This window comes from Rhodococcus sp. 06-221-2, from assembly GCF_002258365.1.
In the GTDB taxonomy this organism is placed as follows: domain Bacteria; phylum Actinomycetota; class Actinomycetes; order Mycobacteriales; family Mycobacteriaceae; genus Rhodococcoides; species Rhodococcoides fascians.
On sequence record NZ_NOYJ01000016.1, the window covers coordinates 352,633 to 378,987 of the forward strand.

Below are 26,355 nucleotides of genomic sequence, written 5' to 3' on the forward strand. Positions count from 1 at the left end.
AGATGCCAGTCGACACGAACGCCGCAGGATTCTCGATCCAGTCCTCCAACGACGGGCGCGCGGCCGTCATCTCGGTAGCGGGCGAGCTCGATGTCACCACCGCTCCGGCACTGTCCGAGGCCATCACCGCACAGACCGCGACCGGCCCGGCTGCACTGATCGTCGACCTGAGCGGAGTGTCGTTTCTGGCCTCGGCGGCCATGACCGTTCTCGCGACGGCGCAACAGGATCACGGAGACTCCCTGTCGTTCTCGGTCGTCGCCGACGGACCGACCACCAGCCGGCCGATCAAACTGATGGGCTTGGATCAGGAATTCACCCTGCACGCCGACCTGCCGTCAGCCCTCGCTGCCCTCGACTGAGTCGGGGGCCGGGGATACGCCCAGTGCCATGACGGCGGCGTCGTCGGCCAGACCGTCGCCGAAACTGCGCAGCAGCAACCGCAGATCGTCGACGATGGCTGCCGGAGTCGCCGGAGCGTGTGCCGTCGCGAATTCCAGGAGAGCACCGTCGTCGTCGTATCGGCCCCGGCCGACTCGCGCTTCGGTGAGACCGTCGCTGTAGAGCATCAGGGTGTCCCCTGCTTCGAGCGTGACGGTCGCCGGAACGAAGCGAGCGTGCCGAAGTATTCCGATCAGCTGGCCGCCCGTCATGGGCACGTAGTGGGCGGTTCCGTCGGCACGAAGGACCAGCGGTGGGGGGTGCCCGCCACTGGCCATCGATACCTCGAATCCGGTGTCCGTTCGGCTCAGAATGCCGAAGACTGCGGTGCAGAACTGCGCATTGGCGTCCCGAAACTCTTGCCGCAGAACAGAATCCAGATTCTGCAGCACCGCGACGGGGTTCTCGTCGTACACCGCTGCCGCGCGCAACGTGTACCGCGTCAGCGACGTCACAGCGGCCGCCGATGCACCTTTGCCACAGACGTCGCCGAGAAAGAAGCCCCAGCAGTCGTCGGACAACGGAAACAGGTCGTAGAAGTCGCCACCCACCTCGTCGCGGGACGCTGCCCGGTAGTGCGCCGCGGCGGTCATCCCCGACGGCGGTAGCAGTGCGGGCGGCAAGAGCGACCGCTGCAGCGTCTTGGCCAACAGTTCTGCACGCGTGCGTGATTGCAGCAATTCGCGCTCGTAGGTACGGCGATCGCGAGCGTCGAGCGCCGTGATGCGGATCAGTACCGGCCGGCCCTCTGCGTCGATCTTGACGTTCGCCGTGATGAACACCGGCAGCCGTCGACGATCCGCCGTCACCAGGTCCAGTGCAATGCCGTCGAGCTTGCCGTTCATCAACAGCATCGGCCCGAAGTGGGTCTCGTAGTGAATGCGTCCACCGACGGTGAGCAGCTCCCCGAAATCGGTACCGACCAGCGCGTCGACCTCGAAGCCCAGCCAGGTTGCCAGCGTCGAGTTCAGTCGCGCGATCCGCATGTCGGGGCGTACGGACAGGTACCCGCATGGCGCATTCTCGTACAGGTCCTCGACATCGAGGTCATCGATCACGACGGTCTCACGAAGTCCGCGATGGTCTCGGCCGTCAGTTCGGGTGCGGTGATCTGCGGGCAATGGCCACTGACGTCGAGCGTGATGCGGACGCTCCCCGGGATCTGTTCGTGCACGAACCGGCCGACCTGAGGCGGTGCGAGCGAGTCGCGCGCACTGTCGATGATCAACGTCGGCACCGGTACTGCAGGCAGATCCGCCCGGTTGTCGGACAGAAAGGTGGTGCGGGCGAACACCCGTGCGCACGCCGGATCGGTTCGGCACACGCTCGCGGTCCACATGTTCTCGAGTTCCGGTCGATCGGGTGCGTTCACGACCACCGATGCCATCGATGCGGACCAACCGAGATAGTTGCTGTCCAGCGATTCGAGCAGTTCGTCGATGTCCTCTGCACTGAAGCCGCCGCGGTAGTCGCCGTCGTCGATGTACCGGGGGGACGGAGTCAGCAGAATCAGCTTGGTGAATCGATCGGGCGCAGCGGTGGCGGCCAGCACCCCCATCATCGACGCCACCGAGTGACCGACCAACGTGACGTCGGTCAGGTCCAGTTCCTGCGCTATCTCCACGATGTCGGCGGCGTACGTGCTCATGTGGGCGTATCTCTCGGCGTCCCAGGCCGCCGGGTCCGCTGCCCCGGCCCCCACGTGGTCGAACAGGACGATCCGGAATCGCGAAGCCAGGATCTCGGTGACGCCTCGCCACAACGTCTGGTCGCAGCCGAAGCCGTGCGCCAGCATCACGACCGGGCCGTCGGCAGCTCCGACGACTTTCACGTTGTTCCTGATACGCGCACTCACCTGCACAGTGTGTCATCCGGCACCGGAAGCGGGGAGTGAGACTGCCCGGACAGGGTATGACCCCTGTCTACAGAAACGAGAATCTCATGCGAGTGCTGGTCACCGGCGCAACCGGATACATCGGATCTCGGCTGATCCCCGTGCTTCTCGAACAGGGCCACGAGGTACACGCCGCGATGCGTGACCCCAAGAAGAAGTCGCGCTTCGCCTGGGGTGCGCACGTGATGGCTGTGCACTTCGACCTCGACGACCACGACAGCTTCGACTCCGCTACCGAGAATGTCGACGCGGTGGTCTACCTGGTCCACTCGATGGACGAGGGCGATTTCGTCGAGAAGGATCGCCACGCCGCGCAGTCGATGGCCGCTGCCGCGGAACGCAACGGGCTCCAACGAATCGTCTACCTGTCCGGTCTGATTCCCGACGACGGCACTCCACTGTCGGATCACCTGCGCTCACGGCTGCAGGTCGAGGAGGCGTTCCTTGACAGTTCCGTCGATGCCACCGTCCTCCGGGCCGCCATCATCCTCGGTTCCGGATCGACGTCGTTCGAGTTGGTGCGACGCATGACCGAGCGACTGCCGGTGACGCCGATTCCGACGTGGATGCGGAGGCAGGTGCAGCCGATCGCCGTCGTGGACGTCGTCGCCATCATCGCCCGCGCCCTCGGCGATACAGCCCGTCCCGGATCGTTCGACATCGGCGGCACCGAGACGATGAGCTACCCGGAACTCCTGCAGGCGTACGGCAGCGTCGCCGGTCTGCGCCGAGCACAGATTCCGGTGCCACTGCTGCCGACGGGGCTGGTCGGCCGCGCGGTCGCAGTCATCACCGCGATGCCGCCCGGCACCGTGATCTCTTTGGTGGAGAGCCTGACCCACGACATGGTCGTGCGACGCGGTAATGCCGCGACGGACGTGTTCGCAGAACCGGATACGACGTTGCTCAGTGTGCGGGAGGCCTTGGAACGCTCCATCACGGTGGCAGCCGAGGAAGGTACGGACGCACACGCCGATCCTCAGGCCGCAGCCGACACCGATCCCGACTGGGCAGGCGGAGTCGTCGACATCGTCGACGGCACCGTGCGACAGCGTCCGTCCGGCATCGCAGGCAAGGTCCAGCTCGGAGCGACCCGCTAGCCGGTGTCGCTGTCTGTCAGCTGATGTCGCTGTAGCGATGAGCCCAGGGCACTGCTCGTTCCAACTGCGCTGCGAGTTGGACGAGCAGCCCCTCCCCCCCCAGCGGGGCGAGAAAGTGTGCGCCCATGGGCAATCCTGAGCTCGTCCAGTGCAGCGGAACGGACAGGGCGGGACGCCCGGTGACGTTGGCGGTCTGGGTGTACGGGATCCACGAGATGTTCTCGTCGATCATCTGATCCACGATGCCGGTGTACTTGAGCATTCCCGCAGTTCGGCTGCGCAACAGCAAGTCCGATGCCAACTGCAGCGGCTTCGCCAGCTCGAACGCCCCGATCTTCGGGGGCAGCTCGGCCAGAGTCGGGGTCAGCAGCAGGTCGTACGTTTCGAAGTAGGTGGCCAGGGCCCGCACGTGCACGTGTCGGCCCTCCACCGCATCGAGGTAGTCGACTCCGCTCGCGGATCGGCCGAGCGCGGCCATGATTCGGGTGTCCCGCTCGAATGCGTCGTCACCGCACCCGGTTCTGCGCTTGACCTCTTCCATTTCCCACGCCAGGTACGTGAACCAGGCGAGCAGGAATTCGCGGTTGAGCGCTGCGTCGTCGAACGGCGGGGCCTCGAGGAGTTCGACGGTATGGCCCAGTTCGCCGAGCGTGGTCGCCGCCGATTCCATCGCAGCGATCGCCTCCGGGGCCGGAGACGGATTCACCGAGGTCGCGGCGTACATGCCGATCCGTAACGGCCGCGGGTCGGTGTCCATCCGAGACAGGAACCCGTCGGGCGGCGGCGTGGACGAGTATCCCGACGTCGGCTCACCACCGGCGAGGACATCGAGCATCGCGGCGGTGTCGCGGACCGACCGCGACACCACGCCCTGCACTGCGGCCCCGTGCATCGGCTCGCCGAACGTCGGTCCCGACGGCACCAGCCCGCGGCCGGGCTTGAGCCCGACGAGTCCACAGCAGGCCGCCGGAATGCGGATCGAGCCGCCGCCGTCGTTCGCTCCCGCCACCGGCGCGATCCCGGCCGCGACCGCCGCGGCGGAGCCACCCGACGAACCACCGGGAGTTCTGCTGCGGTCCCACGGGTTTCGAGCCGGGCCGAACACTGCCGGCTCGGTGATTCCCTTGGCACCGAATTCCGGGGTGTTCGTCTTACCGAAGATGACCAGGCCTGCGTCGAGCCAGCGCTGCACCACCGTCGCGTGTTCTGGCATCGGCAGCTCGGTGAGTGCACGCGAACCACTGGACGTGGGCAGCCCCGCGTAATCCTGCGACAGGTCCTTGATCAGAAACGGCACCCCGGCGAACGGACCTTCCAGCGTTCCGGCCAGCCGTTGCTCGGCCTCCTCGCGCATCGGACGCACGATCGCGTTCAGACCCGGGTTCACCGACTTCGCCTGCTCCAGTGCGCAATCGAGAAGTTCACGCGGGGTGACATCGCCTGTGGAGACCAACTCGGCCAGCCCGAGGCCGTCGTACGTCCGATACTCGTCGATGCGCATGTGGCCACCTTAATTACGTGCGGCCCATCCGTGTGCGAAACGGTTTGCCTAAATGCATTAGGCAAATATACGGTTCATATAGGAAGGCAGGTGCGCCAGCTGCCCTTACCTCAGCCCGACACTCCAGAGATCGAGACCACCATGATCACTACCGACATCTCCGACACACTTCTGCACGGCGCGGCCGAGCTGGAACGAACCGACAACGGCGTGCTTCCTCATCGACTGCCACGCGGAGCTCGTCAGCGCTTCACCGACCCCCAGCTCACGATGGCGGAATCTCAGCCGTCCGGAGTTCGGTTGGTCTTCACCACGACCGCCACCATCATCGAGATCGAGGCAGTGGCGACCCGTCGCACATTCCTGGGCCTCCCGCCGCGGCCGGACGGGCTGTTCGACCTGCGAATCGACGGCGTCCTCATCGAGCGCGTTTCGACGACGGGTGGCATCACCACGACCATCGACATGGCGACGGGGTCGGTCACCGATCAGGTCGAGCCGACTGGTGTCGCGCGGTTCTCCGGGCTGTCCGCAATCGACAAACACGTCGAAATCTGGTTGCCGCACAACGAAATCATCGAACTGGTCGCGCTGCGTACCGACGCCGCTGTCTCACCCGTTATCGACACCCGACCGATCTGGATCGACTACGGCAGCTCCATCAGTCAGGGGTCCAACGCCACAGGGCCCAGCACCACCTGGACGGCCCTCGCCGCCGCGACAGCCGGTGTGCAACTGCGCAATCTGGGTTTCGGCGGAAGCGCACTGCTCGATCACTTCGTAGCGACGGCCATTCGGGACGCGCCCGCCGACCTCATCAGCCTCGAGATCGGAATCAACCTCGTCAACTCCGACGTGATGCGGCTACGCGCATTCACCTCCGCGGTGCACGGATTTCTCGACACCATCCGCGACGGTCACCCCCACACCCCACTGTTCGTGATCTCCGCGCTGCTGTGCCCCATCCACGAGAACACCCCCGGCCCAGGTGCATTCGATCCGGCGGCATTGGCGTCGGGCACGGTGAAATTCGCAGCGACGGGTGATCCCGCCGAGGTGCGTGCCGGAAAGCTGACTCTGACCGTGATCCGCGAGGAACTCGCCCGCATCGTGTCCGAGCGCGCCACCGCGGACCCCCATCTTCAATACCTGGACGGCCGAGAACTGTACGGAGACAACGATGTCGAGGACCACCCGTTGCCGGATAGGCTGCACCCCGACCAGTCGACGCATGAGCTGATCGCCCACCGCGTCGTCGACCGGATCTTCCCGCGAACTCGAAGTTAGGGACGGATTCCGCGGAAATTCCGTCCCCAACTTCGAGTTCGGCGGGGTCGATCACCCCGCGGAAATGTCCGACGGGTGTTGCGCGAGCGGGGACACCTCGATCGTCATGTACGGGAACAGCGGGAGATTCCACAGGATTTCGTGTAGCCGCTCGTTGTCCCGGACATCGAAGATGCTGAGGTTGGAGTACTGGCCGACAATGCGCCAGATGCTCACCCACTCCCCGTCCCGCTGCAGTTGCTGCGAGTACGCCTTCTCCCTGGAGAGGGTGTCCGCTCGTACGTCCGCATCGAGGTCCTGCGGCAATGCGACGTGCATCTTCACGGCAAAAAGCATGTGGCTCAGCCCTTGTCGAGTACGAAGTTGTACGTCACTTCTTGGCCGCCGTCGACTTCCCGAGGATCGAGGATCAGTTCGGGCTTGACGGCGTTGGCGACGTCGTCGTCGTTGTGTGCGTCGCCCGGGAAATAGAGCTGGGTGGTGATCTGCTGATGCCCGGCAGCCGCAACTTTGAGGTGCAGGTGTGCAGGACGCCACGGGTGCCAGCCGGCCGCGGAGATCAGCTTGCCGCAGGCCCCGTCGGTCGGGATCTGGTACGGGGCGGGCTTCATCGTGTGGATCCAGAAGTTGCCCTGATCGTCTGCCGTGACCGTGCCGCGCAGATTCCACTCCGGGATTCCGGGCGCGAACTGCGAGTAGAAGCCGTCGGAATCGGCGTGCCAGATCTCGATGACCGCATGCGGCAGTGGGCTACCGTCGACGCTCGTGACCTGACCTTGGAACAGCAGCGGTGTGCCCTGTTCGCCGTCGCGAGTGGGCAGGATCGCGGCCGACCCGAGTTCCGGGGCATTCGGAACGTAGTACGGACCTTCGATGGTGCCCTTGCTGCCTTCACGGGTTTCGCCGGCAACTTCTTCGACGACGTGCTCTACCCAGACGTCGAGGAACAGCGGCCACTCACCGGTCTGACCGACGTTGATCAGCCAGGCCTTGAGGGCGTTGTACTCGTCGTAAGTGACCTTGTGTTCGCGAATCGTGTCATGGACTGCCGAAATGACCTGTCGAGCAAGCAGACTGACTCGCTCCGGCGGGGTGTCGGCGGCTGCCTGCTTGTCGGAGGTGAAACGCTCGGTGGCGTTCGCCCCCGACGCGGCTGCGGTGGCCACCTCGGTAGCGGATTCCGTCGAGGGTGCGTGGTCGATGCTCATGGAGAACTCCTTGGCTCACAGTTGCGTTCTTCGGTGCTGAAGATCAGTTGTCGGTGCGGTATTTCGCGAGTTTGTCGGGGTCGATACGCACGCCGAGGCCCGAGCCCGGCAGTACGTGCAGTTCGCCGTCGCGGATGACGAGGCTTTCGGTCAGCAGGTCGTCGCTCATGTCGAGGAAGTTCGACAGCTCGCCTGCTCGGCGTGAGGTGAGGTCGAAGGCCGCGCCGAAGGCGACGGTGCAGGCTGTGCCGAGCTGGCCGTCGATCTGGTTTCCCATCACCACGTCGACACCGAGCCCTTCGCACAGGTGATGAGTGCGGAGCGAGCGGGTGAATCCGGTGCGAGCGGTCTTGATACTGACGGCCGTTGCGGACCCACCGAGGATCTCGCGAGTGACCTCCGCCGGGGTCGTCGCCGATTCGTCGGCAACGAACGGAACATCGAGTTGCTGTACCAGCCAACGACGCCCGAGGACGTCGTCGGCCGGGCACAGTTCCTCGGCAAGAGTGAGCCCCAGATCCGACATCTCTTTCATGGCACGCGCAGATTCGGCAGCGGTCCATCCGCGATTGCCGTCGACGTACAGTTCGACCGTCTCACCGAGCCCCTCTCGCAGTGCGCGGACCACGGCGGTGTCGAGCTCTACGGGCCGTCGCCCGACTTTGACCTTGAAGACTCCGATGCCGTATGTCTCTCGCATCCGACTCGCCTCGTCGACCATCGCTGCAGGCGTGTCGAATCCGAGCATGTGGCTCACTCGCATACGGTCGGTGTAGCCGCCGAGGAGTTCGGTGACGGGTAGGTCGAGTGTCTGCCCGAGCGCATCCCAGATGGCCATGTCCACGGCAGATTTGGCAACCGGGTTACCCACTGTACGAGCAAGTTTGGCATTGACCACCTCCCTCGAGGCGAGCGGCAGTCCCACGACGGCCGGCGCGAACAGGGTCTCGATTACCGCCACCACCCCGCGCTGGGTCTCGCCGTACGTGAACGGCCGAGGCGGAGCGTCGGCGACTCCGACGACACCGTCGTCGGTATGAACGCGTACGAGAACGTGGTCGGCCGCATCGACCTCGCCGCTGGCGAACTTCAGCGGCTTTCGATACGGAATCGAGTACGGGATAGCCTCCACAGCAACGATTTTCACAACGCACCCTTCGACTGAGCAGGCGGTACGGATAGTTCGAGCGGAGGGAGCACTCCCGCGTCCTCCAACGCTGCGACCAGCGCATCGACGAGTGCCGACGGTCGGTCGCGGTGCCACGCCAATGCCAGGTCGATCGTGCTCGCTCCGGCGATGTCGCGGAACACGACGCCGTTCAACTGCAGAGCGCGGACGGATTCGGGAACCAATGCCACACCCAACCCGGCCGCGACGAGCGCCAGCAGAACCGAGGTGTCCGGGGCTTCGTGTTCACGACGAGGACTGAAACCCGCTGCGCGACAACTACGCACCACGGCGTCGTTCATCACCGAGTGCGTGTCCGCATACATCACGAAGTCCTCGTACATGAGGTCGGCCATGCCGAGCGCTGCCTCGGTGGCGTACCGGTGATCGACGGGCACCGCAAGCAGCAGCGACTCGGTGGTGATGGTGCGTACGACGAGGTCGTCACCTGCCACGGGTGGCCGCAGAACCGCGACGTCGAGCTGCTCCGACCGCAATCCCTCCACCTGAGCGGGGGTCAACAGATCCCCGTGAATTTCGAGCGCGATCCCGGGAAGGCGCTGCTTGATCGCACGGGCGATCGGCGGCAACTGATCGAATGCCGCCGTGCCGGTGAAGCCGATACGTACCAACCCGTACCGGCCATCGGCGATGCGTCGGACACCGCGGTTGCTGCGTTCGAGATTGTCGAGGTTGCGGACGGTCTCGCGGTAGAAGAACTCCCCCGCCGGAGTCAGGCTCACTTGACGCGTGGTTCGGGTGAGCAGGGTGACGCCCAGTTCGGCCTCGAGCTGTCGGACCGACTGAGACAATGCCGGCTGCGCCAGATGCAGGCGTTTGGCTGCCTGACCGAAGTGACAGGTCTCGGCCACGGCGACGAACTGATGAAGATGCCTCAGTTCCATCGATTGCCTCCTGTCGGTTCGTATCACGCTCAGGCGTGACCCTGCCCACAGTAAGCCCGCAATCCATTGATGACAAAGACCTATTTGCAGCTCATTGATAAGTCGGAGCGATCAATTCCTCGCGGTGCACACGCCGCCCGCCGATCAGAATCCGATCGGCAATCCGGCGTAGTTCTCCGCCAGTCCCATGGCACCCGCCTCGCTGGACGCCACCCATTTCAGTTGCGAGAGTTGCAGTTGCGCGTCGAAGGGGTCGTCGCCGGTATGCAGCATCGTGGTCATCCACCACGAAAAGTGGGTGCAGCGCCAGACGCGCCGAAGTGCGTCGTCGCTGTAGCTGTCTGCGGCCCGCGAATCGTTCCCCTTCAGCTTCTGCGCCAGGGCAGGCGCGAGCAGAGCCACGTCGGCTACCGCGAGGTTGAGGCCCTTCGCTCCGGTGGGCGGCACGATGTGCGCGGCGTCGCCGGCCAGGTACAGGTTGCCGTGTCTCATCGGTGTCTGCACGTAGCTGCGCATCGGCAACACGCTCTTCTCGGTGATGGGGCCGGGGTTCAGAGTCCACCCGTCCTGACCGTGACCGAGCCTTAACGCCAGGGCATCCCAGATGCGGTCGTCGGACCACGTGTCGATATCGGTTCCGTTCGGCACCTGCAGATACAGCCGGCTGACCGTCGACGACCGCATCGAGTGCATCGCGAAGCCGTCCTGGTGCCAGGCGTAGATCAGTTCGTCGGTCGAGGGGGCGACATCGGCGAGCACACCGAGCCAGGAGTAGGGATAGACCCTTTCCCAGGTGTTGCGCACCGAATCGGGCATGGCCGCCCGGCTCGGTCCGAAGGAACCGTCGCATCCCGCAACGACTGTCGCGTCGATTCGCACCGCGTTGCCCGACGCGTCGGTGAACGTGACGTAGGGGGCGTCGGATTCGACGTCGTGCAACGCCGTGTCCGAGACGTCGTAGTAGATCTGTTGGCCGGCCTTCTCGCGTGCCACGACGAGGTCCTTGGTGACCTCCGTTTGCCCGTACACCCAGACACTCCGGTCGACGAGATCTCGAAAGTCGATGTGGTGCCGCTCTTCCGGCCATTGCAGGTAGATGCCTCGATGCTCGTCGCCCTCGCGGTGCAGGCGCTCACCGAGTCCGTGTTCGTCGAGCAACTGGACCGTCGAGTGTTCGAGGACTCCGGCCCGGATTCGGGAGAGCACGTATTCCTGAGTACGTGACTCGATCAGAATGGAGTCGATCCCCTGCTCGTCGAGCAGGTGGGACAGCAGCAGACCCGCGGGCCCTGCACCGATGATGGCAACCTGTGTACGCATGCAAGCAGTAGACCCCGGGATCTGGACCCAAACAAGACCGCACTTCCACTGAGTGAAAACGGCCGACTACCCGCCGAGACTTCGTCCGATCCCCTGGGCCGCAATCTGAAGCGCGGCAACCAGTCTCACTCGATCGCGGCCCAGCTTGGGAACCACGATTCCCAATGCGGCGACCACACTGTCGCCGGCATGGACCGGCACAGCCACCGAACACGCACCGAGTGTCATCTCCTCGACCGTCTGCGCGAAACCCTCGCGACGCACTCGACGCAACTCGCTCTCCAGCTGCCCAGGATGCGTCACCGTGTACGGGGTGAGGCGATCCAGTGAGCGCATCACCTGTTCCTGCACCTCCCGCGGCGCGTACGCCAGCAGCACCTTGCCGACGCCGGTGGCGTGCAGCGGCAGCCGAGCGCCGACGCGACTGACCGCGGGAACCGATGCGTGGCCGGCCAACCTGTCGACATAGAGCACTTCGCACCCGTCGCGGATGGCCAGGTGCACCGTCGCAAGGGTCGCTCCGTAGATGTCGTGCAGAAACGGTGATGCGATGTCGCGAAGATCGGACTGATCGGGTGCGAGCAAGCCCAGTTTCCACAACCGCCTACCGACGACGTAGCGCCCGTCGTCGCCCCGGACCAACGCGCCCCACTCCACCAGTTCTCGCACCAGCCGATGCGCAGTGGCGATGGGTAGGTCGGCACCGGCGGCCAGGTCGGTCAAGGTCAGCGACGGAGCCTTCTCGTCGAACACACCGAGCAGGGCCAGCAGGCGCGCAGCCACCGAGACTCCGGGGTCCCGAGCATTGCCAGCCATGACATGGACGATAGTGTCCCCACGAGACAGAGAGTGAGACCACGCCGATGACCGACGACGGCACCGCCGCATTCGAGCTGGCACGCCCGCGATTGTTCGGGATTGCCTATCGCATGCTGGGCAGCGCCGCCGAGGCCGAAGATGTGGTGCAGGATGTCTGGCTGAAGTGGCACGCCACCGACCGCACCACCGTCCGTAATTCACTCGCCTTCCTCACCACCGTCACGACACGCCTGGCCATCAACGTCACGCAGTCGGCGCGGGTGCGGCGGGAGTCGTACGTCGGCCCGTGGCTGCCCGAACCGATCGACACCCGAGCCGATCCGGCGACGGTGGCAGACAACGACGCCACGGTCGAGCTTGCCGTTCTTGTTGTGCTGGAACGACTTCCGGCTCGTGAGCGAGCCGCGTACGTTCTCCGGGAAGCATTCGACTATCCGTACGGCCAGATCGCCGACATAGTGGAGACAACCGAAGCCAACGCGCGTCAACTGGTGACGCGCGCCCGCAGACATGTGGCCGACGCTCGTCCGACCCCTGTCGATTCCGACCGCCATCATCGACTGCTCGACGCCTTTCTCGCCGCAGCCAAGGGGGGCGATCTGGCCGCTCTGGAAAAGATTCTTGCGCAGGACGTAGTGAGCCTGTCCGACGGCGGCGGCAAGGTGAAGGCTGCAGCCCGAATACCCATTGTCGGACGCAGCCGAGTCGCCGCATTCGTTGCGGCGTTCTCCTCGCATTTCTGGATAGGAACCACGACGTCGTTCATCCAGGTCAACGGAAGGGCTGCCGTACTGATCGTTCGTGAGTCGACGGTGACCACGCTGCTGACGATCGATGCCACCGAGGACGGGATCGGGACCGTCCTGTGGGTGATGAATCCGGACAAGCTGCACGCGCTGCCGCGCTAGGTGTCACAGATCGGAGCGCTGCCCTGTCAACACTGCGACCGGCAGCAGACAAGAGTTGACCGGCTCGTCTCGCAGGCACCCCTCCTGCGGCGAAGAGAGGATTCTCATGAAGATCGTTGTCATCGGCGGAACCGGCCTCATAGGTTCTGCAGTTGTGAGCATGTTGACCGAGCACGGTCACGATGCGATAGCGGCGTCGCCCAAGTCCGGTGTGAATACTCTGACCGGCGAGGGCCTGGCCGATGCTCTCGTCAGTGCGAATATCGTTGTCGACGTCTCGAATTCACCGTCGTTCGAGGACGCGGCCGTGTTGGACTTCTTCACACGCGCGACGACCAACATCCTCGCAGCCGAAGCGAGTGCGGGCGTGCAGCACCACGTTGCACTGTCCGTGGTCGGCAACGACCGACTGCCCGCCAGCGGCTACTTGCGCGCAAAGGTGGCTCAAGAGAAACTGATTCGCGCATCGTCGATTCCGTACACCCTCGTGCGCGCAACGCAGTTCTTCGAGTTCTTCTCCGCCATCGCACAGGGCGCGACGACGGGCGACGAAGTCCGGTTGAGCTCGGGTCTCGTCCAGCCGATCGCGGCACACGACGTTTCGACCGTTGTCGCTCGTGTCGCTCTCGAGGCACCGCGTAACGAGACGATCGAGATCGGAGGCCCGGAAGCGTTCGGGCTCAACGAGTTCGTTGAAAGAGGTCTGAAGGCACGCGGCGACAGCAGAACCGTCGTCGCCGACGACCAGGCTCCGTACTTCGGCGCACTGTTGCACGGCCGTGAACTGGTTCCAGGCGATGGGGCCGAACTGTCCACTACTACTTTCGCCGCCTGGCTCGAGTCCTGATTCTCGCCGAACTCGAAGTTATGGACACATTCGGCCTGAAATCCGTCCATAACTTCGAGCTCGGCGGATATCACACAGCGGCAGCCGCAAAACCGATTCGATTGAAACGCTTTTCGCGCGCGATCATCCGCATCGAGGGGTCCTGAGCGATCAGCTCGGCAAGTTCTCGGTGCAATACCGCGCCCACTCGATCGCAGAACTGCTGTGATTCATCTGCGGCGTCGGGCAACTCGGGAACGATGATGTCGACGACACCGGCCCGGAAGAGATCGAGCGAGCGCACTCCCTGCTTGGTCGCCATCTCGGCGGCGTGGGTGGTGTCGCGATGCACGATGGCCGAGGCACCCTCGGGCGGCAACGGCGAGAGCCAGGCGTGCTGAGCAGCGAGAACTCGATCCGCGGGCACCAACGCAAGGGCACCGCCGCCGGTTCCCTGCCCCAACAGCAAGGAGAGCGTGGGGGTTTCGAGGTCGACCATGTCTGCGATGCACCGTGCTATCTCGCCGGCCAGGCCGCCTTCCTCCGCCTCCTTCGAGAGCGCTGCGCCTGCAGTATCGATGACGGTGACGAGGGGAAGCTTCAAATCCTGCGCCAGCCGCATGCCGCGTCGGGCCTCACGCAGAGCCGCGGGGCCGAGTGGCGTCTTCGTCGTCTGGCTCCTCCGGTCCTGGCCGAGCAGAACGCACGGCATGTCGCCGAACCGGACGAGCGCCAGAATGAGGCCCGGATCGGACTCGCCCTGACCGGTTCCGTTGAGCGGTAACACGTCTGCCGCTGTGTTGAACAGCAATTCGCGCACCCCCGGCCGATCGCTCCTGCGCGAGGCCAGAATCGAGGTCCATGCCGGCACGTCCTCGATCTCCCACTCGAGGGCATCGGAATGCCGGACGCGACACGACGGCACATCGGTCATGATGCGTAGTGCACGGTCGACGATCTCACCGAGTTGCTCGGGCGGACGGATGGCGTCGATGAGTCCGTGCGCCTGCAGGTTCTCCGAGGTCTGCACGCCGGCGGGGAATTTCGCGTCGTACAACGCCTCGTAGACACGGGGGCCGAGGAACCCGACGAGCGCACCGGGCTCGGCAACGGTGACGTGACCGAGCGATCCCCAGGATGCGAAGACGCCGCCGGTGGTGGGGTGCCGCAGATAGACGATGTACGGCAGATTCGCCGCCTTGTGTGCGGTGATCGCCGCGGTGATCTTGACCATCTGCAGAAACGCGACAGTGCCCTCCTGCATGCGCGTTCCACCCGAGGTCGGCAACGCGAGCAACGGAAGCCGCTCATCGGTGGATCGGTGCACCGCACTGACCAAGCGTTCACCGGCGGCCACTCCGATGGAACCGGCCAGAAAGGCGAACTCGCCCAACAGGATTGCCACCTTACGTCCGCGCACGGTGGCGGATCCGGTGAGAACGGACTCGTCGAATCCGGTCTTCTCACGCGCCGCAGCCAGTTCGTTCGCGTACTCGTCGTCGATGACGTAGTCGGCAGCCGGGCTGTCCCACGACTCGAAACTCCCGGGATCGATCACCAGATCGAGGAGTTCGAGCGCGGTCATCCTCGTCATCGGATCGCTTCTTTCAACCAGTCGCGGACGAGTTCGTCGTCGGCTCCGAGGACCGGCGGTGCCAGATGCCGGTTCTCGGTGACCTCCGTGCCGTCGGATTCGAAGAATCGCAGCGGCGGCCCGGGCAGGGTCACCGTGCCCAGCGTCTCGTGCTCGACGTCGATGAGCAGTCCCTGAGACTTGGTCTGCTCCCACTCGTACACTTCCTGCACGTTGCGTACTTTGCCTGCCGGAACGCCGATTTCGTCGAGAAGCAACAACAACGGCTCGGTCTCGTAGGTGCGGAAGATCTTGGACACGAGTTCGACGACGTCGTCGCGACTGTCGACGCGTTGTGGGTTGGTCGCCATACCCTCGAGGTCGGGATCGATACCGAAGCCCTCACAGAAGCGATGCCACAGTCCTTCGCTGCCCACCGAGATCTGCACGGCTCCATCGGAAGTGGGAAAGAGGCCGTACGGACAGATCGACGGGTGGTGGTTGCCCTGCGCTTCACCGATCTCGCCTGCGACGGTCCACTTGGTGCCTTGGAATGCATGCACCCCGACGACGCTGGCCAGCAACGACGTTCGAACCACCTTGCCGCGGCCGGTGCGGTCGCGCTCGCGCAGCGCAGCGAGAACGCCGAACGCTCCGTACATTCCGGCCAGCAGGTCCGCGATCGGAACCCCCACGCGCTGAACATCGTCGGGGCCGGAGCCGGTGAACGACATCAAGCCGGCCTCGCCCTGAGCGATCTGGTCGTAGCCGGATCGGCCACCCTCGGGGCCGTCGTGGCCGAATCCGCTGATCGACAGCACGACCGTGCGCGGGTTGATCTCGGCGATGCGCTCGGGCGAGAAGCCGAGCCGATCGAGCACTCCCGTGCGGAAGTTCTCGAGCAGAACATCCGCGCGTTCGATCATGCGCTCCAACGCTTCTCGGCCATCGTCGGTTTTGAGGTCGAGCGCGATCGACCGCTTGTTGCGGTTGGCCGAGAGAAAATACGTCGATTCGCGCTCCGCGTCACGCGGGGTGACGAACGGCGGGCCCCACACCCGAGTGTCGTCGCCGCCCTTGGGGGTCTCGACCTTGATGATGTCCGCACCGAGATCTCCGAGCATCATCGCCGCGTGCGGGCCGGCCAGGGCGCGCGTCAGATCCACCACCACGGTGCCGTCGAGCGGTCCGGTTCTGCCTGTCGTGTTGAGGGGCATCGAATTGATCCTTACGTCGAAAGGGGTGGATCGCCACTGGCCCATTGGGCCAGTGGCCTAGCCAATTTCATTGGACCAGTGATCCGAGGGGAAGTCAAGATCGCGTTCTCGGACGTCCGCGCAGCTCGAGAGCTAGAGCCAGCCGGGCACGACCAGTACCGCCCAGGCGATCAACGGGCCGATGACGACGACCAACGCGCTGTATTTCAGAATCTGTTTGTAGAAGACGTCCCGGTCGATGTCCTGGGCGTTGGCCAGCACCAGGGCGCCGTTGGTGGAGAAGGGACTGACGTCGACGATCGTCGAGGCGATGGACAGGGCCACGATCACACCGATGGCACCGACCTCACCGGCAAGCAGGAACGGAACGGCCAGCGGAATGGTGACACCGAGGATGGCCGTCGACGACGCGAACGCCGAGACGATGGCACCGATGTAGCACAGCAACAGAGCCACGAGCAGCGGAATACCGATGCCGGCAACCGCATCACCGACGTACTCGACCGTGCCGGCTTCCTGCAGCACGCCCACGAACGTCAACACGCCACCGATGAGCAATACCGTCGACCAGCTGATCTGGTTGATCGCACCCTTCTGAGCCTTGGGCGACGCCAGGGCGAGGACCACGGCGACCGTCATGGACACGAAGCCGACATCGAGATCGAGGACGAGTGAGAACAGCGCCAGCGAGGCCAGCCCCACGAGCGTGAGGATCTGATCGAACGTGATGGCCTTGACGGCGGTGGCCAGGGGTGGCGCGTTCTCGACCGTGACCGTCTGACCGGACGGCTTGGGCGTCGACGATCCGAAGCCGCGCATCACAGTTCTCGAGCCGCCCCCGCCTACTCCGCCCGAATCTCCCTCGGGGCGAGTGCCGTCCTCGTCGTGCACGCTACGACCGAGAAGTGCACGTCCGCCCAGGAACATGAACAGCAACGCACCGATTGCGGCGTTGAACAGCATGCTGCCCAGGAACAAGGTGAGTGGGCTGTTGACCAGACCCGCCTTCTGAGCGATGTTGTTGACCGTGACGCCGTAGATGCTGATCGGCGAGAACCCGCCCGCCTGTGCGCCGTGAATGACCATCATGCCCATGAGCAGGGCATTGATCTTGTACCGCGCCGCGAAGCCGAGTGCGATCGGTGCGACGATGGCCACGGCTGCCGGTCCCAGCGCTCCGATGGAGGTCAGCACGCCGGTGATACCGAACATGACCCACGGAATCAGGGCGACCCGGCCACCGACCAGCCGCACCGCACCGCGGACCAGGAGGTCGACCGTGCCGTTGTTCTGGGCGATCGCGAAGAGATAGGTGATACCGACCAGCGTCAGGAACAAGCTGCTCGGGAAGCCGGCGATGATGTCGTCGGTGCCCATGCCCACGGCAATGGTTCCGACGAAGAACGCCGCCACGAACCCCAGCGCGCCCATGTTCACCGGGAACACGGTCGCAGCGAGGAACATGACGACGAGCGCAATGATGGGTATCAACTCGGTCGACATCGAAGGTCTCCGGTTCGTCAGAGGTTGTCCCCCGAGCGGGCGCTCGGGTTCCGTGGCCAATTGGACTAGCCACTGAGTCTTTACAGACTGAACCAGTGAAGTGGATCACTTGTCAACAGTTGCTATGAACCGGGCCACTGCCTACCCGACGGTTAAGGTGGGGGTCCAGAGGAGCAGAGAGCGAGTGACACAGTGGCTGAGCAAATTCGCCCGGTGACCCGACCACGGCTGTACGAGGTCATCGTGGAGCAGCTGTGCAAACACATCGCCGATCGCGACATGAAGCCCGGCGATCGACTCCCGCCCGAGCGTGAACTGGCGGGTCACCTCGGCGTCAGCAGAGCCTCACTGAGTCAGGCCCTCGTCGCACTCGAAGTACAGGGCATACTGGCCGTGCGCCACGGCGACGGAGCGGTACTCGTGCGACGGCCCGTGGGGGACATGGCCATTCGCGCCCTGCGCGAGCACGCCGATCGCCTGCCCGAGGTGATCGAAGCCCGTGAGGCACTCGAGGTCAAACTCGCCGAGCTCGCCGCAATCCGCCGCAGCGACGCCGAAATGGCGGCGATCGACCACGCCCTGTCGGTGATGGCCTCGGAGATCACCGACGGAAATCGCGGCGACTCCGGCGACGAGCTGTTCCATCACGCCATCACCGAGGCCGCACACTCGCCGCTACTCGCCCGCCTCATGGGCGAAATCGCCGGCCTGATCCGCGAAACTCGAATCGAATCATTGTCGCAGTCGAACCGTCCGCAGACTTCATTGGAACACCACCGCCGCATCGCCGACGCTGTGCGACAACAGAATTCGATCGAGGCCGGACGCGCGATGGCCGAGCACATCCGCCTCGTCTCGGACGTAGCGCTACTCCGCTCCGCGGACAGCTAGAGAACTCACCCGCCACAGCACATGGTTGACATCCGTGGCCACGTCGGTGCATCGTTATTGGCACAGCGCCAACAACGCGTCGTACGCTCCGACCCGAGGACCCTCCATGACTGCACTCGCAGACCGCACCGACGACGTCACCACCGAGCTCGCCGACGTCCGACAGCTCGCCCGCAGCTTCTTCGAGAAGGAGGTCGCGCCGCACCGCGAGGAATTCGCGACGGCAGGACGCCCCAGCCGCGAGGTCTACCGGAGTGCGGGCAACCATGGACTCCTGGGAATGTCGATACCCCAGCAGTACGGCGGAGGCGGCGGCGACTTCCGCCACGAGGCGGTGCTGTTCGAGGAGCAGGTCCGCGCAGGCGACTCGGCCATGCAGTTGGGTGTGCACAGCGGCATCGTTCCGCATTACATCCTTGCGTACGCAACCGAGGAGAAGAAGCAGCGCTGGCTACCGAAGCTGTGCTCCGGCGAGTGGATCGGCGCGATCGCGATGACCGAACCGGGAACCGGCTCGGACCTCCAGGGCATCACCACCCGCGCGGTGCGCGACGGGGACGAGTACGTGGTCACGGGCGGAAAGACGTTCATTTCCAACGGAGCTCACTGCGATCTGATCATCATCGCCGCCAAGACAGATCCAACCGCCGGAGCCCGCGGGTTATCGCTGCTCGTGGCCGAGGTCTCCGACGACACCGAAGGCTTCCACCGCGGACGGGTACTGCACAAGATCGGCCAGAAAGGCCAGGACACAGCAGAACTCAGCTTCGACGGTCTACGCGTTCCGGCTGCCAACCTCCTGGGTGAAGAAGGTCGCGGCTTCGCGCAGTTGATGCAGCAGCTTCCCCAGGAACGGTTGATCTGCGGTATTGCCGCCGCTGCGATGATCGAGGCCGCCGTCCAACAGACCGTCGACTACACCAAGTCGCGCAACGCTTTCGGAAAGACACTCTTCGACCTGCAGAACACCAAGTTCGAGCTCGCCGAATGCGCCACCATCGGACGCGTCGTCCGCACCTTCGTCGACGACGCAGTGGCCCAACATATTTCGGGTTCACTGGACGTGACGACGGCTGCGATGGTCAAGTACTGGACCACCGATCGACAATTCGAGGTGGTCGACCGCTGCCTGCAACTCTTCGGCGGCTACGGCTACATGGAGGAATACCCCATCGCCCGGATGTTCGTCGACGGTCGCATCGCCCGCATCTACGCCGGTGCCAACGAAGTCATGAAAGACCTCATCTCTCGCTCTCTGTAGAACCCGCACCGACCCGAGGATCCGATGAACAGCCCAGCCGCACTGCACACTTCCACCATCACCGGCGAGATCGGTACCGACCGTATCGTCGTGCTGACGATCGACGATCCTGCGCATTCCACGAACACGATGAACGCGGCATTCGGTGAATCGCTCGAGCAGACCGTCGACTGGCTCGAGACCGAACTCGATGCGTACGACGGCATCATCGTCACGTCAGGCAAGGATTCGTTCTTCTCCGGTGGCGACCTCGAATTGCTGCGCGACGCCGATCCGTCCGACCACGCGACGATCGCCGACGCTCTCGACTTCACCAAGGACAAATTCCGCCGTCTCGAGACGCTGGGCAAGCCGGTGGTGGCCGCACTGGGAGGCACCGCGCTCGGCGGCGGCTTCGAGATCGCCCTGGCCTGCCATCATCGAATTGCCCTGAACAACAGCACGGCTCGATTCGGGCTGCCCGAGGTGACACTCGGGTTGCTGCCCGGGGCCGGTGGCGTCACCCGAACGGTTCGGATGTTCGGCATCGTCAAGGCTCTGACACAGGTGGTTGGCCAGGGCCAGCGATATCGGCCGGCGCAGGCCCTCGAACTCGGACTCATCGACGAGGTCGTCGACACCCACGAGCAGATGATGGCGCAGGCACGTTCATGGATCACCGCCAATCCCGAGGCCCTCCAGCCCTGGGACAGGGCGGGATTCACGATCCCCGGCGGTACGGCGTCAGCACCGGCTGTGGCCGCGCAGCTGCCGGCACTCACGGCAACAGTGCGTGAACAGGTCAAGGGCGCGCCGATGCCTGCCCCCATCGCAGTGGTTGCCGCGGCAGTGGAAGGATCGGTACTCGACTTCGAGGCCGCCTCCCTCGTCGAAACCCGCTACTGCACGTCGCTCGCCTGCGGGCCGATCTCGGGCAACCTGATCCAGTCGATGTTCTTCGATCTCGGCTCCATCACCAAAGGCGCTTCCCGCCCTCCGGCCGAACCACATCGAGTTCCCGAGAAAGTGCTGGTGATCGGGGCCGGAATGATGGGTGCCGCCATCGCCTACGTCGTCGCCTCGGCGCAGGTTCCAGTGATCCTCCGCGATGTCTCGATCGAGTCTGCTGAGCGCGGAAAAGATTACGCGCGTTCGATTCTCGGCAAAGCTGTCGCGAAGGGACGAAAGACCCAGGCCGATGCCGATGCGGTGCTCGCGCTCATCACCCCCAGCTCCGACGCGGCGGACGCCGAGGGTTGCGACCTGGTCGTCGAGGCAGTGTTCGAGGATCCCGCCGTCAAGCAGGGTGCCTTCGAGGACGTCGACAAGTACCTGACCGCCGACGCGCTGCTGTGCTCGAACACCTCCACCCTCCCCATCACCGCACTCTCGCAGTCTGTTTCGCGGACCGGCGACTTCATCGGCACGCACTTCTTCTCCCCCGTCGACAAGATGCCGTTGGTGGAGATAGTGGTGGGAGAACACACCAGCGATTCCGCTCTTGCCCGCGCATTCGACTTCGTCCGCCTGATCGGCAAGACACCCATCGTCGTCGGCGACAGTCACGGCTTCTTCACCACCCGCGTCATCGGCCGATTCATGGACGAGGCGATCTCGCTGGTCGCGGAGGGCGTGCATCCGGCCACCGTCGAGCAGGCCGCACTCCAGGCCGGCTACCCGTCCGGCGCACTGGCTCTGATGGACGAGATTTCGTTGACCCTGTCGCGGCACATCCGCGAGGGCATGGCCGAGGCCGCTCGCGCCGACGGTCGCCCCTGGATCGTCTCGAATTCGTACGCCCTGGTCGATCGCCTCGTCGACGAGTTCGACCGTCCGGGCCGCAAGGCGGAGCGCGGGTTCTACGAGTACGCCGAGGACGGCAGCAAGGTCCGGCTCTGGCCGGGCCTGGTGGAGCACTACCACCGCCCCGATCACGGAATTCCGTTCGAGGACATGATGGATCGCATGCTCGTCGCCCAATCACTGGATTCGGTCGCATGCCTCGACGAGGGCGTTCTCCGAACCGTCGCCGACGCCAATGTCGGTTCCATTCTGGGTATCGGCTTCCCCGCCTGGACCGGCGGTGTGCTGCAGTTCGTCAATCAGTTCGACGGCGGTCTCCCGGGATTCGTGCGCCGAGCCGACGAGTTGCGGGCGCGATACGGCGACAGGTTCGTCGTACCGGCATCGCTGCGAGCGCGCACCGAGCGGTACCTCTGAGATCGCGCTCGCTCGGTTCGGTGCGATCATGACAACCATGCCGGCTGCAAGCACACCCAAGTGGAATCGACTGGAACCGGACGAGCGACGGACCCAGATCCTGGCCGCCGCCGTTCGCTTGTTCGGCGACAAGCCGTACGCCGAGGTCTCCATGGCCGACGTGGCTGCGGCTGCGGGTGTTGCACGCGGGCTCATTCATCACTACATCGGCAGCAAACGGGATCTGTACCTCGAGTGTGTTCGTTTCCTGGTCACCGTGCCGCCGATCGAGGACGTGCACTTGCCCACGGGCTCGGTCGAGGAGAGGGCTCGCGGGAGTGTGCACTGGCTGGTGGGCGTCATCGAGGCACACGGAACGGCGTGGGTGTCGGTGGCGAGCGGCTCGGGCGTGGACCAGCAGGTGGCGCAGATTCTGGACGAGGCGGACGACCTTGCCGCCGAGCGCGTCTTGGACGCAACGGCTTTCGAGACACACCGCGGCGACAGACGCATCGCAACGTCGGCAGTGCGGGCGTTCGGCGGCATGGTGAAGGCGGCAGGTCGCGAGTGGCTGGTGCGCGGCACGCTGACCCGGGACCAGGTGGAAACACTTCTGACAGACGTGCTCGTCACCGTTCTCTCCACCGCACGCTCTCTCGACAACGCCCCAGAACGGTAGCTGGGCAATCCTTTTCACGGTTCACATCCCGTCGATCACCCACGGCTTCGCTATTGACACCACGCCAACAAGGTGGAACTGTGACCGTATTCACTCGGGCGTACCGCGCCCCCTCTCGCACAAGGGACCTCGCCATGTATCTCACTCAAGGCCTCCATCGCTCCGCAGTCACCACGCCCGATCGCGCTGCAACGGTGTTCGGCGATCGCGTGCGCACCTTCTCGGAACAGATCGATCGTGTGGCGAGGTTCGCGGCCGGTCTGCATTCCGTCGGAGTCGAGAGCGGCGATCGAGTGGCAATGCTGGCGTTCAACAGTGACCGCTACTCCGAGTACCTGCTTGCGGTCCCGTGGGCCGATGCCGTGCTCAATCCCGTCAACATTCGGTGGTCACCCGTCGAAGTTGCGTATGCACTCAACGACTCCGGGACCAAGGTACTCATCGTCGACGACACCTTCGGGGCGATGGTTCCGGCTCTACGCGCGTCGTGTCCCGACCTGGCCACCGTCGTCTACTGCGGGGACGGCTCCACCCCTGACGGCATGGTGTCGTACGAGGATCTGGTGGCATCCCACGGTCCCGTTCCCGATGTACGACGCAGCGGCGACGCCCTGGCCGGTCTCTTCTACACCGGCGGCACCACCGGATTCCCCAAGGGCGTCATGCTCTCCCACGCGAATCTGGTGACCTCCGGCCTGGGGACGGTGGCCACCGGACAGCTGCTCGACGACGCGTCGGTATTGCTCCACGCCGCACCGATGTTCCACCTCGCCGATCTGGCTGCATGGGTAGGGCAGGTCATGCTCGGTGGCACCCATGTCATGGTTCCGTTCTTCGAACCGACAGCGGTACTGGGCGCGATCGCACAGCACTCCGTCACCGATGTGTTGCTGGTCCCCACCATGATTCAGCTGCTCGTCGACCACCCCACGTTGAGCGAGTTCGACACCTCGTCACTGAGCCGTGTGCTCTACGGAGGATCCCCCATCTCCGCCGGTGTTCTCGAACGGACCCTCGCCAAGCTTCCGCAGGCCCGCCTCACGCAGGCCTACGGCATGACAGAACTCGCGCCGGTCGCATCTCTGCTGTGGCCGGAACATCATGTTGGACAACGTATCGGGTCGGCGGGACGCGCAGCCCCACACTCGGAGATCTGCATCCTCGGCCCGGATGACGAGCAGCTCGCCACCGGTGACGTCGGCGAAATCTGCGTCCGCGGCGGTCATGTGATGCTGGGCTACTGGAACAAGCCGGAGGAGACCGCGGCCGCCGTTCGAGACGGCTGGATGCACACCGGCGACGTGGGTTACCTCGACTCCGACGGATTCCTGTTCGTCGTCGACCGCTTGAAGGACATGATCATCACCGGCGGCGAGAACGTCTACAGCGCCGAGGTGGAGAGCGCGCTCAGTCGTCATCCCGCCGTTCTAGCCTGTGCCGTGATCGGCGTTCCGGACGAGGAGTGGGGTGAACGAGTTCATGCGTGTGTCGTTCTGGCCGAGGGACTCTCACCCACGACAGCCGAGTTACGCGAGCACACTCGCACCTACGTTGCCGGGTACAAGACTCCCCGCACCATCGAGTTCGTGACAGCGCTACCCATGAGCGGAGCAGGCAAGATCCTCAAGCGCGACCTGCGTGACGCCTACGTCGCCAAGGAAGCGGCCGACGCAGTTCTGTGATCACGCGACGGTCAATGCTGTCCGACGAGTCCCTGAGTCACAGTCCGGCGCGCTCGAGAATCTCGTCCCAGTGGATCTCGGCCTCGGCCTCACCCATGCCAGCGGACGCGATGCGCTCGTAGTCGTCGATCAGTGAATCGGCCACTCTCTCATAGCGTTCGATCCATGCTTCCTTGTCGTCTCGCCAGTAGCCGACGATGGCCATGCGGCTAGCAGGGAAGCCGACCTCACAGCGGAAGTACTTACGTACGCCTCTACCCGCCGACGCCTCCCCGCCGAACCAGACGTACCCGTTTCCTGCCGGAACTCGGAACGTGCGCACAGCATCGACGAGTTGCGATGGTGCGCGCCCGTTTCCGGCCACCCTCCAGTCCATCGTCACCGAGGCCGCCGATCGAACGTCCAACACGTCGTCGTCGTGAGCCACCTCGACGATCGCATGCGCGCGGAGTCCGGCAGGCAGCTGCTCGAGAGCACGGCACAGAGCGGGTAGCCCCGGCAGATCGGCGATCAACAACATCCACTCCGTGTCGGCGGGCGGCTCGTACCACGACCGTGTTCCCCACATCCCCAGCTCCGTACCCGGCTCGGCCGAGCGAGCCCAGTCCGCGGCCACGCCGCCGACGTGGTCCACGAAGTCGATCGTGATCCGGTTCTCGTCCCAGCACCGGACGGTGTAGTTGCGGCATTCACGAACCACGTCGTCATGGTGCGCGAGAACGCCGTCGCGTCGGGTCATCTCGGGCGGTACGTCCTCTCCGTCGGCCGGAAAGTACAGGTGCACGATTTCGTCGGGCACTCCGCTCGACTCGAACCCGCGTGCAGCGGAAGCATCGAACACGACGCGAATCAGCGACGGTGACAATCGTTTCGATTGGACTACCCGTGCGGTGAGATATCCACCCTCGTCACGTCGACCGGCCATGACAGGGCGTTCAGCTCTGCTCTGCCGGCTCGACGAACATCGTTTCGATGTCGTCCATGATCCTGTTCAGGCCGATCGGGTCCGACGAATTCCACACGCTCGCCGAGACCCAGTGCACCCGATTCTGCTGCACCGCAGGCAGTGTCGACCACAGCGGTGCAGCACTGATCGCGTCCCGTTCACTGTCGGCACCCTGGTCGGTGTACACGAACAGGGTGTCGGCGGAGTTCAGAATGTTCAGCGTCTCGTCGGTGATGTCGATACGGAACACACTGGGATCCTGCTGGCCCTCGGGCTGCGCCATGCCCACACCGCGGAAGGCGATGCTCTCACCCGTGCCGACGCGAATCGAGTACTCCCCACGCTCGCTCAATCGAACAGCGGAGACCGGCTTGTCGGCCAGGCCCGCGTCGGCAACCCGTTGCTTCAGCGCGGCCATGCGATCGGTCAGCCCCTGCATGAGGTCCGTTGCCTGGCTCTGCTTTCCGAGCGCATCCCCTACGGCCGCTACCCCGTGCGAGACATCCTCGAGCGACACCCCGTCGTTGTAGGCGAAGCCGTAGGTCGGCACTCCGCTGGCGGCGAGCTTGTCGTAGATCTCCTTGTTCCACGCCTTCTCGCCTTCGCCGTCGTACCCGGCGACCACCACGATCAGGTCGGGGTCCTGAGCCAGGATTCCCTCGACGTTGGGATCGAAGCCGCCACCCTCACCCGCGATGTTCGCGATGTCGCCGATGCGCTCGTCGACGTGCGCGGGTAGCGCCAGCGGGTTGAAGGACGCGGCCACGGGATTCACTTCGAGCGACAGCATCAGGGCCAGTGAGATGGGGTCGGCGGCGACGACCCGGGCGGGTCGGTCGGGAACCTCGACCGGGCCGAAGTAGTCCAGCACAGTTCTGGTGCTCGCAGTCTCGCCTGGACTCGACGGTTCCGTGGTGGCGGTCGAGCATCCGACCAGAGCGATCGCGGCCAGGCAAAGAGCGCCGCCGAGCGTGTACAGCCGCGCACCGGCGGAACGTCTGGACGGGCCGGTCGCGCGGCCGTGGAACACGAAGAATCGAGGCATGAC

The 26,355-nt window shown here is 64.8% G+C and carries 24 protein-coding genes; 10 read left to right on the forward strand and 14 right to left on the reverse strand.

Going from position 1 to position 26,355, the window contains the following annotated elements:
• Nucleotides 1-2: 2 nt before the first annotated feature.
• On the forward strand, nucleotides 3-362 hold the full coding sequence (locus tag CH281_RS09225) for an STAS domain-containing protein (protein ID WP_032368699.1): 360 nt from the start codon (nucleotides 3-5) through the stop codon (nucleotides 360-362).
• Here the strand turns inward: CH281_RS09225 and CH281_RS09230 are convergent.
• Together CH281_RS09230 and CH281_RS09235 are read right to left on the reverse strand one after the other, a co-directional pair.
• On the reverse strand, nucleotides 339-1,496 hold the full coding sequence (locus CH281_RS09230; protein WP_370878755.1) for a PP2C family protein-serine/threonine phosphatase: 1,158 nt from the start codon (nucleotides 1,494-1,496) through the stop codon (nucleotides 339-341). The two genes, CH281_RS09225 and CH281_RS09230, sit on opposite strands and share 24 nt — an antisense overlap.
• A complete protein-coding gene (locus CH281_RS09235) occupies nucleotides 1,496-2,296 on the reverse strand; it encodes an alpha/beta fold hydrolase (RefSeq protein WP_032368041.1) in 801 nt (266 codons plus the stop codon). The genes CH281_RS09230 and CH281_RS09235 overlap by 1 nt, the downstream gene beginning before the upstream one ends.
• Nucleotides 2,297-2,382: 86 nt before the next feature.
• Between CH281_RS09235 and CH281_RS09240 the strand changes: the two genes are divergently transcribed.
• Complete coding sequence (locus CH281_RS09240) at nucleotides 2,383-3,435, forward strand: NAD(P)H-binding protein (RefSeq protein WP_179274150.1); 1,053 nt, start codon at nucleotides 2,383-2,385, stop codon at nucleotides 3,433-3,435.
• Between the two features lie 16 nt (nucleotides 3,436-3,451).
• Here the strand turns inward: CH281_RS09240 and CH281_RS09245 are convergent, their stop codons facing one another.
• Nucleotides 3,452-4,936: an amidase gene (locus CH281_RS09245; RefSeq protein ID WP_094693859.1), complete on the reverse strand. Its 1,485-nt coding sequence runs from the start codon at nucleotides 4,934-4,936 to the stop codon at nucleotides 3,452-3,454.
• A gap of 141 nt (nucleotides 4,937-5,077) precedes the next feature.
• Here CH281_RS09245 and CH281_RS09250 point away from each other — a divergent pair, with 141 nt between their 5' ends.
• Nucleotides 5,078-6,223: an SGNH/GDSL hydrolase family protein gene (locus tag CH281_RS09250; protein ID WP_094693861.1), complete on the forward strand. Its 1,146-nt coding sequence runs from the start codon at nucleotides 5,078-5,080 to the stop codon at nucleotides 6,221-6,223.
• Nucleotides 6,224-6,274: 51 nt separating this feature from the next.
• On the opposite strand, the gene catC is transcribed toward CH281_RS09250, so the two are convergent.
• From catC to CH281_RS09280, 6 genes are all read right to left on the reverse strand, one after another.
• Nucleotides 6,275-6,559 (reverse strand): muconolactone Delta-isomerase, encoded by a 285-nt coding sequence (gene catC / locus CH281_RS09255; protein ID WP_032385893.1) that lies wholly within the window; start codon nucleotides 6,557-6,559, stop codon nucleotides 6,275-6,277.
• Nucleotides 6,560-6,564: 5 nt separating this feature from the next.
• Nucleotides 6,565-7,431, reverse strand: coding sequence for a catechol 1,2-dioxygenase (gene catA, locus CH281_RS09260; RefSeq protein ID WP_032367867.1), 867 nt, complete (start codon nucleotides 7,429-7,431; stop codon nucleotides 6,565-6,567).
• Nucleotides 7,432-7,474: 43 nt separating this feature from the next.
• The gene (locus CH281_RS09265) at nucleotides 7,475-8,578 is read right to left on the reverse strand and encodes a mandelate racemase/muconate lactonizing enzyme family protein (protein WP_094693863.1); all 1,104 of its coding nucleotides are present in this window, start codon (nucleotides 8,576-8,578) and stop codon (nucleotides 7,475-7,477) included.
• Nucleotides 8,575-9,504 carry a LysR family transcriptional regulator gene (locus CH281_RS09270; protein WP_094693865.1) on the reverse strand — a complete coding sequence of 310 codons (930 nt, stop codon included), beginning with the start codon at nucleotides 9,502-9,504 and terminating at the stop codon, nucleotides 8,575-8,577. The genes CH281_RS09265 and CH281_RS09270 overlap by 4 nt, the downstream gene beginning before the upstream one ends.
• Nucleotides 9,505-9,648: 144 nt before the next feature.
• Nucleotides 9,649-10,824 carry a 4-hydroxybenzoate 3-monooxygenase gene (locus tag CH281_RS09275; protein WP_027494688.1) on the reverse strand — a complete coding sequence of 392 codons (1,176 nt, stop codon included), beginning with the start codon at nucleotides 10,822-10,824 and terminating at the stop codon, nucleotides 9,649-9,651.
• A 66-nt stretch (nucleotides 10,825-10,890) separates the two neighbouring features.
• Nucleotides 10,891-11,640 carry an IclR family transcriptional regulator gene (locus CH281_RS09280; protein ID WP_094693867.1) on the reverse strand — a complete coding sequence of 250 codons (750 nt, stop codon included), beginning with the start codon at nucleotides 11,638-11,640 and terminating at the stop codon, nucleotides 10,891-10,893.
• Nucleotides 11,641-11,687: 47 nt separating this feature from the next.
• Here CH281_RS09280 and CH281_RS09285 point away from each other — a divergent pair, with 47 nt between their 5' ends.
• Together CH281_RS09285 and CH281_RS09290 are read left to right on the forward strand one after the other, a co-directional pair.
• Entirely contained in the window at nucleotides 11,688-12,551 is an 864-nt protein-coding gene (locus CH281_RS09285) for an RNA polymerase sigma-70 factor (protein ID WP_032392891.1), read from the forward strand.
• A gap of 106 nt (nucleotides 12,552-12,657) precedes the next feature.
• Nucleotides 12,658-13,398, forward strand: coding sequence for an SDR family oxidoreductase (locus CH281_RS09290; RefSeq protein WP_027494691.1), 741 nt, complete (start codon nucleotides 12,658-12,660; stop codon nucleotides 13,396-13,398).
• A gap of 70 nt (nucleotides 13,399-13,468) precedes the next feature.
• Here CH281_RS09290 and CH281_RS09295 read toward each other — a convergent pair whose 3' ends face one another.
• The 3 genes from CH281_RS09295 to CH281_RS09305 form a co-directional block, all read right to left on the reverse strand.
• On the reverse strand, nucleotides 13,469-14,971 hold the full coding sequence (locus tag CH281_RS09295) for a carboxyl transferase domain-containing protein (RefSeq protein WP_094693869.1): 1,503 nt from the start codon (nucleotides 14,969-14,971) through the stop codon (nucleotides 13,469-13,471).
• Nucleotides 14,968-16,167, reverse strand: coding sequence for a CaiB/BaiF CoA transferase family protein (locus CH281_RS09300; RefSeq protein WP_094693871.1), 1,200 nt, complete (start codon nucleotides 16,165-16,167; stop codon nucleotides 14,968-14,970). The genes CH281_RS09295 and CH281_RS09300 overlap by 4 nt, the downstream gene beginning before the upstream one ends.
• A gap of 132 nt (nucleotides 16,168-16,299) precedes the next feature.
• Nucleotides 16,300-17,670 carry an SLC13 family permease gene (locus CH281_RS09305; RefSeq protein WP_094693873.1) on the reverse strand — a complete coding sequence of 457 codons (1,371 nt, stop codon included), beginning with the start codon at nucleotides 17,668-17,670 and terminating at the stop codon, nucleotides 16,300-16,302.
• A gap of 192 nt (nucleotides 17,671-17,862) precedes the next feature.
• Here CH281_RS09305 and CH281_RS09310 point away from each other — a divergent pair, with 192 nt between their 5' ends.
• The 5 genes from CH281_RS09310 to CH281_RS09330 all read left to right on the forward strand — a co-directional run bounded on the left by CH281_RS09310 (nucleotide 17,863) and on the right by CH281_RS09330 (nucleotide 24,361).
• Nucleotides 17,863-18,561, forward strand: a complete 699-nt coding sequence (locus CH281_RS09310) for a FadR/GntR family transcriptional regulator (RefSeq protein ID WP_032384194.1) — start codon at nucleotides 17,863-17,865, stop codon at nucleotides 18,559-18,561.
• Between the two features lie 106 nt (nucleotides 18,562-18,667).
• The gene (locus CH281_RS09315) at nucleotides 18,668-19,822 is read left to right on the forward strand and encodes an acyl-CoA dehydrogenase family protein (RefSeq protein ID WP_032400642.1); all 1,155 of its coding nucleotides are present in this window, start codon (nucleotides 18,668-18,670) and stop codon (nucleotides 19,820-19,822) included.
• A 24-nt stretch (nucleotides 19,823-19,846) separates the two neighbouring features.
• Nucleotides 19,847-22,021 carry a 3-hydroxyacyl-CoA dehydrogenase NAD-binding domain-containing protein gene (locus tag CH281_RS09320; protein ID WP_094693875.1) on the forward strand — a complete coding sequence of 725 codons (2,175 nt, stop codon included), beginning with the start codon at nucleotides 19,847-19,849 and terminating at the stop codon, nucleotides 22,019-22,021.
• A 28-nt stretch (nucleotides 22,022-22,049) separates the two neighbouring features.
• A complete protein-coding gene (locus CH281_RS09325; protein WP_306427547.1) occupies nucleotides 22,050-22,679 on the forward strand; it encodes a TetR/AcrR family transcriptional regulator in 630 nt (209 codons plus the stop codon).
• 134 nt (nucleotides 22,680-22,813) lie between these two features.
• Nucleotides 22,814-24,361, forward strand: a complete 1,548-nt coding sequence (locus CH281_RS09330; protein ID WP_094693877.1) for an acyl-CoA synthetase — start codon at nucleotides 22,814-22,816, stop codon at nucleotides 24,359-24,361.
• A gap of 37 nt (nucleotides 24,362-24,398) precedes the next feature.
• Here the strand turns inward: CH281_RS09330 and CH281_RS09335 are convergent, their stop codons facing one another.
• A complete protein-coding gene (locus tag CH281_RS09335) occupies nucleotides 24,399-25,286 on the reverse strand; it encodes a siderophore-interacting protein (protein ID WP_094693879.1) in 888 nt (295 codons plus the stop codon).
• Nucleotides 25,287-25,296: 10 nt separating this feature from the next.
• Nucleotides 25,297-26,352 carry an ABC transporter substrate-binding protein gene (locus CH281_RS09340; protein WP_094693881.1) on the reverse strand — a complete coding sequence of 352 codons (1,056 nt, stop codon included), beginning with the start codon at nucleotides 26,350-26,352 and terminating at the stop codon, nucleotides 25,297-25,299.
• Nucleotides 26,353-26,355: the final 3 nt, after the last annotated feature.

Bases quoted from the DNA above. Each gene is read 5' to 3' on its own strand.
- CH281_RS09270 (WP_094693865.1), bottom strand. From the start codon at position 9,504: ATGGAACTGAGGCATCTTCATCAGTTCGTCGCCGTGGCCGAGACCTGT.
- catC (WP_032385893.1), bottom strand. From the start codon at position 6,559: ATGCTTTTTGCCGTGAAGATGCACGTCGCATTGCCGCAGGACCTCGAT.
- CH281_RS09250 (WP_094693861.1), top strand. From the start codon at position 5,078: ATGATCACTACCGACATCTCCGACACACTTCTGCACGGCGCGGCCGAG.
- CH281_RS09320 (WP_094693875.1), top strand. From the start codon at position 19,847: ATGAACAGCCCAGCCGCACTGCACACTTCCACCATCACCGGCGAGATC.
- CH281_RS09300 (WP_094693871.1), bottom strand. From the start codon at position 16,167: ATGCCCCTCAACACGACAGGCAGAACCGGACCGCTCGACGGCACCGTG.
- CH281_RS09290 (WP_027494691.1), top strand. From the start codon at position 12,658: ATGAAGATCGTTGTCATCGGCGGAACCGGCCTCATAGGTTCTGCAGTT.
- CH281_RS09325 (WP_306427547.1), top strand. From the start codon at position 22,050: ATGACAACCATGCCGGCTGCAAGCACACCCAAGTGGAATCGACTGGAA.
- CH281_RS09280 (WP_094693867.1), bottom strand. From the start codon at position 11,640: ATGGCTGGCAATGCTCGGGACCCCGGAGTCTCGGTGGCTGCGCGCCTG.
- CH281_RS09340 (WP_094693881.1), bottom strand. From the start codon at position 26,352: ATGCCTCGATTCTTCGTGTTCCACGGCCGCGCGACCGGCCCGTCCAGA.
- CH281_RS09330 (WP_094693877.1), top strand. From the start codon at position 22,814: ATGTATCTCACTCAAGGCCTCCATCGCTCCGCAGTCACCACGCCCGAT.
- catA (WP_032367867.1), bottom strand. From the start codon at position 7,431: ATGAGCATCGACCACGCACCCTCGACGGAATCCGCTACCGAGGTGGCC.
- CH281_RS09240 (WP_179274150.1), top strand. From the start codon at position 2,383: ATGCGAGTGCTGGTCACCGGCGCAACCGGATACATCGGATCTCGGCTG.
- CH281_RS09245 (WP_094693859.1), bottom strand. From the start codon at position 4,936: ATGCGCATCGACGAGTATCGGACGTACGACGGCCTCGGGCTGGCCGAG.
- CH281_RS09285 (WP_032392891.1), top strand. From the start codon at position 11,688: ATGACCGACGACGGCACCGCCGCATTCGAGCTGGCACGCCCGCGATTG.
- CH281_RS09295 (WP_094693869.1), bottom strand. From the start codon at position 14,971: ATGACGAGGATGACCGCGCTCGAACTCCTCGATCTGGTGATCGATCCC.
- CH281_RS09315 (WP_032400642.1), top strand. From the start codon at position 18,668: ATGACTGCACTCGCAGACCGCACCGACGACGTCACCACCGAGCTCGCC.
- CH281_RS09305 (WP_094693873.1), bottom strand. From the start codon at position 17,670: ATGTCGACCGAGTTGATACCCATCATTGCGCTCGTCGTCATGTTCCTC.
- CH281_RS09335 (WP_094693879.1), bottom strand. From the start codon at position 25,286: ATGGCCGGTCGACGTGACGAGGGTGGATATCTCACCGCACGGGTAGTC.
- CH281_RS09225 (WP_032368699.1), top strand. From the start codon at position 3: ATGCCAGTCGACACGAACGCCGCAGGATTCTCGATCCAGTCCTCCAAC.
- CH281_RS09275 (WP_027494688.1), bottom strand. From the start codon at position 10,824: ATGCGTACACAGGTTGCCATCATCGGTGCAGGGCCCGCGGGTCTGCTG.